The 6,860-nt window shown below is 54.6% G+C and carries 5 protein-coding genes and 2 pseudogenes; 3 read left to right on the forward strand and 4 right to left on the reverse strand.

Annotation, left to right across the window (positions count from 1 at the left end; translation table 11 throughout):
- The 3 genes and pseudogenes from RMO84_RS09545 to RMO84_RS09555 form a co-directional block, all read left to right on the forward strand.
- Positions 1-262, forward strand: a pseudogene (locus RMO84_RS09545) (hypothetical protein); the annotation flags it as partial.
- The gene (locus tag RMO84_RS09550) at positions 259-597 is read left to right on the forward strand and encodes a DUF2849 domain-containing protein (protein WP_310488237.1); all 339 of its coding nucleotides are present in this window, start codon (positions 259-261) and stop codon (positions 595-597) included. The pseudogene RMO84_RS09545 and the gene RMO84_RS09550, both read left to right, overlap by 4 nt.
- Before the next feature lie 3 nt (positions 598-600).
- Positions 601-1,387 (forward strand): annotated as a pseudogene (locus tag RMO84_RS09555) (nitrite/sulfite reductase); the annotation flags it as partial.
- 211 nt (positions 1,388-1,598) lie between these two features.
- On the opposite strand, the gene RMO84_RS09560 reads toward RMO84_RS09555, so the two are convergent.
- The 4 genes from RMO84_RS09560 to RMO84_RS09575 all read right to left on the reverse strand — a co-directional run bounded on the left by RMO84_RS09560 (position 1,599) and on the right by RMO84_RS09575 (position 6,708).
- The gene (locus tag RMO84_RS09560) at positions 1,599-2,285 is read right to left on the reverse strand and encodes a nidogen-like domain-containing protein (RefSeq protein WP_310488239.1); all 687 of its coding nucleotides are present in this window, start codon (positions 2,283-2,285) and stop codon (positions 1,599-1,601) included.
- Positions 2,286-2,644: 359 nt separating this feature from the next.
- Positions 2,645-3,355, reverse strand: coding sequence for a dethiobiotin synthase (bioD, locus tag RMO84_RS09565; protein WP_310488240.1), 711 nt, complete (start codon positions 3,353-3,355; stop codon positions 2,645-2,647).
- A 148-nt stretch (positions 3,356-3,503) separates the two neighbouring features.
- Positions 3,504-5,891 (reverse strand): protein kinase domain-containing protein, encoded by a 2,388-nt coding sequence (locus RMO84_RS09570; protein WP_310488241.1) that lies wholly within the window; start codon positions 5,889-5,891, stop codon positions 3,504-3,506.
- Positions 5,892-6,033: 142 nt separating this feature from the next.
- Complete coding sequence (locus tag RMO84_RS09575; RefSeq protein WP_310488242.1) at positions 6,034-6,708, reverse strand: hypothetical protein; 675 nt, start codon at positions 6,706-6,708, stop codon at positions 6,034-6,036.
- Positions 6,709-6,860 lie beyond the last annotated feature (152 nt).

Here is a 6,860-nt window from a genome sequence, read left to right on the forward strand (position 1 = left end):
GCTTGATGCCGGAATGCATCCATCAACCCCCGTGACGCTGGTTGAGAACGGAACGCGCAGTGATGAACGCGTGATCCAGTCCACCATCGGAAACCTGTGGGAGACCGTGCACAGTGCCGGAATTGAAGGTCCCGCATTGATTTACATCGGCCTGAACGAAGCATCGCGCGGCAGGGCCGGCAAGCTTTCGTCCAGCGCTGACGTTGTTCCCTTTCCCGTCCGGGAAGATATCCAGAATGCAATATTGAGAGCTGCTTCATGACGACGATTGAAAAAGGCCAGGTGATGACGGCCAACCGCCTGCGTGATGGGGAGGTTGTCTTCCTCACGCGTGCCGGTGAATGGGCGCTTGCCATCGACAATGCGGTGCTGGCGCAGGAACCACAGGCCGTGGCAGCGCTGGAAGCCCGCGCCAAGACTGATGAAAAGGCCAACGCGGTGACGGGTGCATACCTGTTTGATGCCGAGCGCATCGAAGGAATGATCCGCGCGTCGCATATCCGTGAACGCATCCGCGCCCAGGGGCCGACGGTCCGCCTGGACCTTGGAAAGCAAGCTGAAGGAACGGCGGGCAAGTTTGCCGCCGTCGAGGGATAAGACATGTACCGCTATGATGAGTTCGACCTGAGTTTCGTGCAGCAGCGCACGGCACAGTTCCGTGACCAGGCCAACCGGCGCCTGAAGGGCGAACTGACGGAAGAAGAATTCCGGCCCTTGCGTCTGATGAACGGCCTCTACCTGCAGCTCCATGCCTACATGCTGCGTGTTGCGATTCCCTATGGCACGCTGTCATCGAAGCAGATGCGCCGCCTCGCCTACATCGCGGACAAATGGGACAGGGGTTACGGCCAGTTCACAACGCGCCAGAACATCCAGTACAACTGGATCAAGCTCGAAGACACGGCGGACATTCTCGAGGCATTGGCTGAAGTCGAGATGCATGGCATCCAGACCTCCGGCAACTGCATCCGCAACGTGACGACGGATCATTGGGCGGGTGCGGCCGCAGACGAGATTGCCGATCCCAGACCGATTGGCGAATTGCTGCGGCAGTGGTCCTCGCTTCATCCTGAATTCTCGTTCCTGCCACGCAAGTTCAAGATTGCCGTGACGGGTGCGCCCAATGACCGGGCTGCCGTCAAGGTGCATGACATTGGCCTGCGCCTGCACCGCAACGACAAGGGACAGAGCGGCTGGGAAGTGATGGTGGGTGGTGGCCAGGGCCGCACGCCAATGATCGCCGTCACCGTCAGGGAGTTCCTGCCGGAAGCCGAGCTCATTCCCTACATCGAGGCCATCATGCGGGTTTACAACCTCTATGGCCGCCGGGACAACAAGTACAAGGCCCGCATCAAGATCCTCGTGCACGAGATTGGTGCTGAAAAGTTCCGCTCAGAAGTTGAAGCGGAATATGCGCGCCACCCTGCCCAAACCACGGAAGTTGACCAGCGTGAACTGGCGCGCATTTCCAAGTATTTTGCGAGGCCGAACCTCGAGAAGCATTCGCGCTTTGCGCCCCACTTCGAGGACGCCAAGTTCAAGAACAAGGACTTTGCCCGCTGGGCGAAGAACAACCTCGCGGCCCATGCCGTTGACGGTTATTGCATCTTGTTAAGACTATTGGCGATGAGTGAAGTTCCGGCTGGACCGCCATCTAAGAAGGCACCATTGACAGCAGAACCAGGAAATTCATAAGACACATTCGCGGCTCCGCTCAAACCATTGGAATAACCAGCACGAGCAGATGAACCGCCTAAACCATCAGCATTACCACCACTAGCGGTACCAGTTTCCCACTGAACTTGGTCATAATTAAATTCGATATCAAAGTTGCCAGTACCCGTATCGGGGCGATTGATGAGCACAACTTGAAAGCTATTATTTTTGGTGGCTGTAGAACCGTAATATCCAACATTCACATAGTTGGCAGCAAAGGCAGCATAACCATTAACTGTTCCCGTTCCATAAGTGACAATAGAAGAGCCAGTCACTGTTGTATCTACATCTACGAAAAATGGTGCCACAATCGGGGTGTTGCTACCTGCAATACTAGTAGGAGTATAATCACCAAAAGCACCTGTAAAAGTTAAGTTACCGTTGTTATTAACATAAGTTTGGCTAAAGCTATTGCCAAATAAGTTGGCTGTAAAGCCAAGTGAGGTCATTGGCGCAGAACCATCATCGTTTGCAGCGAGACTATTGCTGCTGAATCCAGTTCTGATGGCTGCGGCTGATGCAGATCCAGCCATTGAGGCACAGACGGCGACAGCTGAAAAGACTGCCATCGAAAATTTAGCCACGGGGTTTAAAGCGGACATTTCGAGAACTTCCTGATTACTAGGTTCGAGCCAGATTTAGTCGCAGCTAACTTCTATTTCTTCTGAAAAATAGAAATTCAACTACGCATTAACTATACATGGCTGATTCATAGTCTTCCAACAGTATTATTACAGAGGCTCACCATCAACAAAAAATCACAGTGTCAGTAATGCCACTCACAGATTGACACAAGCTGCGACTAGCCTGCAAAACATCTGCTACTCACTCTATTATGTAGCGACCCGATCGCTGTGATTTCTGCGTTATTACTTACGTGAGTACATTTTATTGGATCGCACTGCTGCTGATAAGTATCCACCGCAGTCTAGTGAGATCGGCCAAGTGCGGTAGATCGATCTGTCGCAGCTAGATTTGGCAACAAGATTTCTAATTCGAGATCGGCAGCCGCAGCGGCGAGTAAATCCAGATCGTGGAGATCTGGGAGATAGGGCAGGCAACCGAGGACGGGGGTACTGGTGAGGGATTGAATCAGTTCGGCGGGGGCAAAATTGGCAATCTCTTCAGCAGTTAGCGGCTGGGGACAATTGAGGACGATCCCGCGTAACTGGACATTATATTGTCGGGCGAGGGCAACATTGGCTACGGCTAAACCGATCGCGCCGAGTTTGACAGGTACGACTAAAACTGCTGGCAATCGCCACTCACGAGCCAAATCGGCGATGACGAGTTCGGCGGTTATCGGTGTACCCAAACCCCCGATGCCCTCTACCAAGACGAAATCATGTTGTTGGCGCATCTGGGTAAGTGCTTGCCAAGCCACGCCCAAATCGATCGCCACCCCTGCTTGGGCAGCCGCGATCGGCGGTGCGAGGGGCCGATCCAGATAAATCGGGTTAATCTCGGCAATCGCCCGATCGAACAGGCGACTATAGAACTCGCGATCGCCAGTGCCGCATTGAATCGGCTTGAGAATGCCCCAGTTTTGCTGCGGACGGTATTTGCGAGCATAACTAGATAATGCTGCTGTCAGGACGGTTTTACCCGCCTCGGTGTCGGTACTGGTAATCAGGAGCATTTAACTTGGCTGGTATAGAGCTGGTCGATCGACGGCAGGCATAACTAGCTAGGCTGCTATGAGGACGGTTTTACTCGCATCGGTGTCGGTACTGGCGATCGGGAGCATTTAAAGTCGCTGGTATGGAGCTGGTCGAGTAGTGACGATCCTAATCTGGATCGACGTCACCTCTGCCTGGGTTCGGGGCAGATTGTTTACCCTCGGTGCGATTTGGAGTAGTAGTTTTGGCTGGCGGGACGGGGATGCCGATCGAGGGTTCGGGTTGGGGCGTATTGGTAGATTTGTTACTCTCCCCATCCGGTTTCGGTGTGGCACTGGGCTTGGTTTGTTCGGTGTCGGTCTGTCGGGTGCGGCGGGGCGTTGGTGTCTCGTCGTTGTTCGATTCGACCCGACGGCGGCGGCGGGGCGTTGGGGTTTCATCGTCGTTCGATTCGACCCGGCGGCGGCGAGTTGGTGTCTCATCGTCGTTCGATTCGACCCGGCGGCGGCGAGTTGGTGTCTCATCGTTGTTCGCTTCAACCCGACGGCGGCGGCGACGTTGAGCGGGGGTTTCTTCCGTGGATTCGGTCGATCGTTCCTTGACAGCGGGGCTAGCTTCTTGTGTCTGCGTTCTGCGGCGGCGCGTGCGAGTGGGGCGTTCTGACTGTGTTGGCGTGGTGGGGACGACGATCGGGACTGGGGTTGCTGGCGCACCGATCGATGAATCGGTGCTGGGCGGTGTGGATTGTGGGCTAGTTGAACTCCCATCCGTCCCGCTTTGGCCGGGAGTAGGGATGCCTAATGGTGGTGTCGATCCTGGTGAAGGGTTAGCTGCGGGCGTGGGACTAGTTGCTGATGACGGTGTGGGTTCGGTAGTCGGTGAGGGAGAGGGGGCGACCGCCAGTTGGGTGACGCTCAACTTATAGGGAAAAGCGTTACCCGTCAGACCCTTAATCGGGCGTAATTCGATCGTGTATTCGCCATCGGTGGGGACTTGGCCGCGCCAACCGACGACGCGCTCGGCTTGTTTGTCGATCGCCGCACCTGCTGGCGATAAGATTGTCATCAGGACTTGTTGTTGATTGTTCGATACTGCGCTGGGAATCGAGACGGGTGGGTTAGTCGTGCTAGGTGTTTGCGCTGGTGTCGGGCTAGCATCGATCGGTGCGACCGGGTTGGGGGTAGTTCTGGCCGGGTCGTTAGCGGCCAGCGGCTGATTTGGATCGGTAGTGGGGCTAGCGGCAGGGACTAATTGGATATCGAGATTTTGACCGGCTACGGCAGTCAGCCGGTATTTAATGGGTGTATTTGCATCGACAGTGCCCTCTTTAATGACCGATCGATTCAGTTCGGGTTGAATGAGATCGCCGCCAGCGTTCGGACTGGGACTGCTCGCATCTGTGGGAATCGTCGGATTATTGAAGTCGATTTGTTTGGGTGGGGTGGTGGCGACGGGATCTGTAGCGGGGCGGTGCAAGAGCTGGCTGACGCCAAACCAGGAACCGAGTCCGGCCACTAAGGAGATCAGCAAGCCAGCCGGGATAAAGACTCGGGGCTGTTCCCAGATCGATTTGCCAAGATTGGTGATGGCCGAGCGTTCTTCCGGGGCTGCTGGCTGTGAGGGGGCACCGACGGCGACGGTGGGAATGGTAGACGGGTGCTGGGGGGTTGGCTCTAACTGCGGTGGACGAATTGCGGGAATATCTAGTGATTGTAAGGTGCGATTGACTTCGACAGCCGATTGATAGCGATCTCCAGGATCGAGACTCAACATCCGTCCGAGTACATTGGCAAAATCATCGTTGATGGTCGTCCACTTGCGCCACTCCCAGTTGGGGAGATGATTTTCAAATAGCGCGCTGGGTTCTTTGCCCGTTAATAAGACGATCGCCGTGACGGCCAGGGCGTAGAGGTCGCTGTGGGGGTAGACTTGGCCGTGCTGGAGTTGTTCTGGTGGCGCGTAATCAGGTTGACCGATCGCCCGCGACTGGTTGCTGGGGTCTGCTTGGAGTTTATCGGCAAATTCTTGGACTACGCCCAACGAAATGGGGACGGGTAGCCGATCGCGATCGCGGCAGATGATATTTCTGGGAGCGAGATTGCGATGTACTACCCCTTGACTGTGGAGGTAGCCGATCGCGGGCAGGATTTGGGTTAAAAATTGCCAGACTTCCGATTCGCTAAATGCGGTATTCAGATCCCGACGCTCGTTCAAAAGCTGTGCGTAGGTCGATCCGGCGATATAGTCCCGCACTAAAAATAGGCGATCGCGCTCTGTAAATGTCCCCCAAAACCGAGGCAACTGCGAGTGTTGAAGCCGTTCGAGCAATTTGACCTCTCGATCGAACAGCTCTTTGGCTTTGGCCACGACTGTTGGGAATCGATCGGAAGGGACGATCTCCTCGATCGCGCACTCAGTCTCGCCCCGCTCGCGATGTTCCAGCGGAACGGCTTCGTCAACGGTTGCGAGATAGATTCGCCCCGAACCGCCATCATCAAGCAGGTTGAGAATGCGGTAACGTTGTTGCAAAAGAGTATCTGGGGCAAGTGGTAACATACGAGTTGCGCGCTCGAGATCGCGGCGATCGAAACTAGAACCTTAACCCTAAGGCTGGGGATTAAAGATGGTCAAAGACGATAATTTAGTTCCTGTGGGGTGGGATTGCGCCTCATTGCCTATCCTACTATTTTATGGCCGATTATGGACGCGATTTGCGCCCGATCGTCTGATTCTTGAATTGCGGCGGTTGCAGTTTTTGACGCAGCCGCCGCTGGACGATCGCTTCCAAACCCGTGCGATCGAGATACGGATTGAGGAGCTTGAGGGCTTGGGCGGGGAAGGCCGAATTACTAATATATTCGGTGACGCGATGATGCTGTTGCAGCGTGACTTTCCACGGCACATAATTATCGGCTTGGGATTGGGAACTAAACGTAATTTGTTGGCGATCGATGGTGACTCGAATTTGGATGGAAGGATAATTATCGCTCGAATCGAGTCGAGGTTGATAAGTGCCAACTTGCAGCGGCGTTTTGGCCAAGGTCGCTAGAAATTGGGCGGTAACTGCGGTGGGGATTTGGACTTTGGTAGTTTTCTGCTGATGAATTCCCGCTGCCCCATAACCACCGACAGCGATGTGCGAGTTACCGACTAGTTTTTGGCGATCGAGGCGGAGCTTGGAATGCCGGAGAATTGGCGTAATGTCTGAATAGCCATTCCAGTCATTATAAATTTCGACTGTTTCAGCTTGCCTCACGGCCGCTAGCGGCGGTGGGGTATCCGCAGGTTGGCTCTGGGCAGCTGACTCTAGCGGTAGTCGATCGCAACTACCGGCCAGTACGAGTACTAATAAAAATGACAGTTTTTTATACATCGGCCAAATTTACATCTATTTAGCCATTTGGATCTGCGACAACAGCCTGCTGACTGACTAAAATACGCTCGTCGGTCATCATCCATTAGATAGAGATAACCGTTCTAGATTCCAACTTAACTTAGTGTATCCGCAGTTGCCAAGATTGGGCT

It is taken from the genome of Chamaesiphon sp. VAR_69_metabat_338, from assembly GCF_031423935.1.
Taxonomy (GTDB): domain Bacteria; phylum Cyanobacteriota; class Cyanobacteriia; order Cyanobacteriales; family Chamaesiphonaceae; genus Chamaesiphon.

Excerpts from the sequence above, each read along its gene's own strand:
- RMO84_RS09560 (WP_310488239.1), bottom strand. The coding sequence starts at position 2,285 with ATGGCAGTCTTTTCAGCTGTCGCCGTCTGTGCCTCAATGGCTGGATCT.
- bioD (WP_310488240.1), bottom strand. The coding sequence starts at position 3,355 with ATGCTCCTGATTACCAGTACCGACACCGAGGCGGGTAAAACCGTCCTG.
- RMO84_RS09570 (WP_310488241.1), bottom strand. The coding sequence starts at position 5,891 with ATGTTACCACTTGCCCCAGATACTCTTTTGCAACAACGTTACCGCATT.
- RMO84_RS09550 (WP_310488237.1), top strand. The coding sequence starts at position 259 with ATGACGACGATTGAAAAAGGCCAGGTGATGACGGCCAACCGCCTGCGT.
- RMO84_RS09575 (WP_310488242.1), bottom strand. The coding sequence starts at position 6,708 with ATGTATAAAAAACTGTCATTTTTATTAGTACTCGTACTGGCCGGTAGT.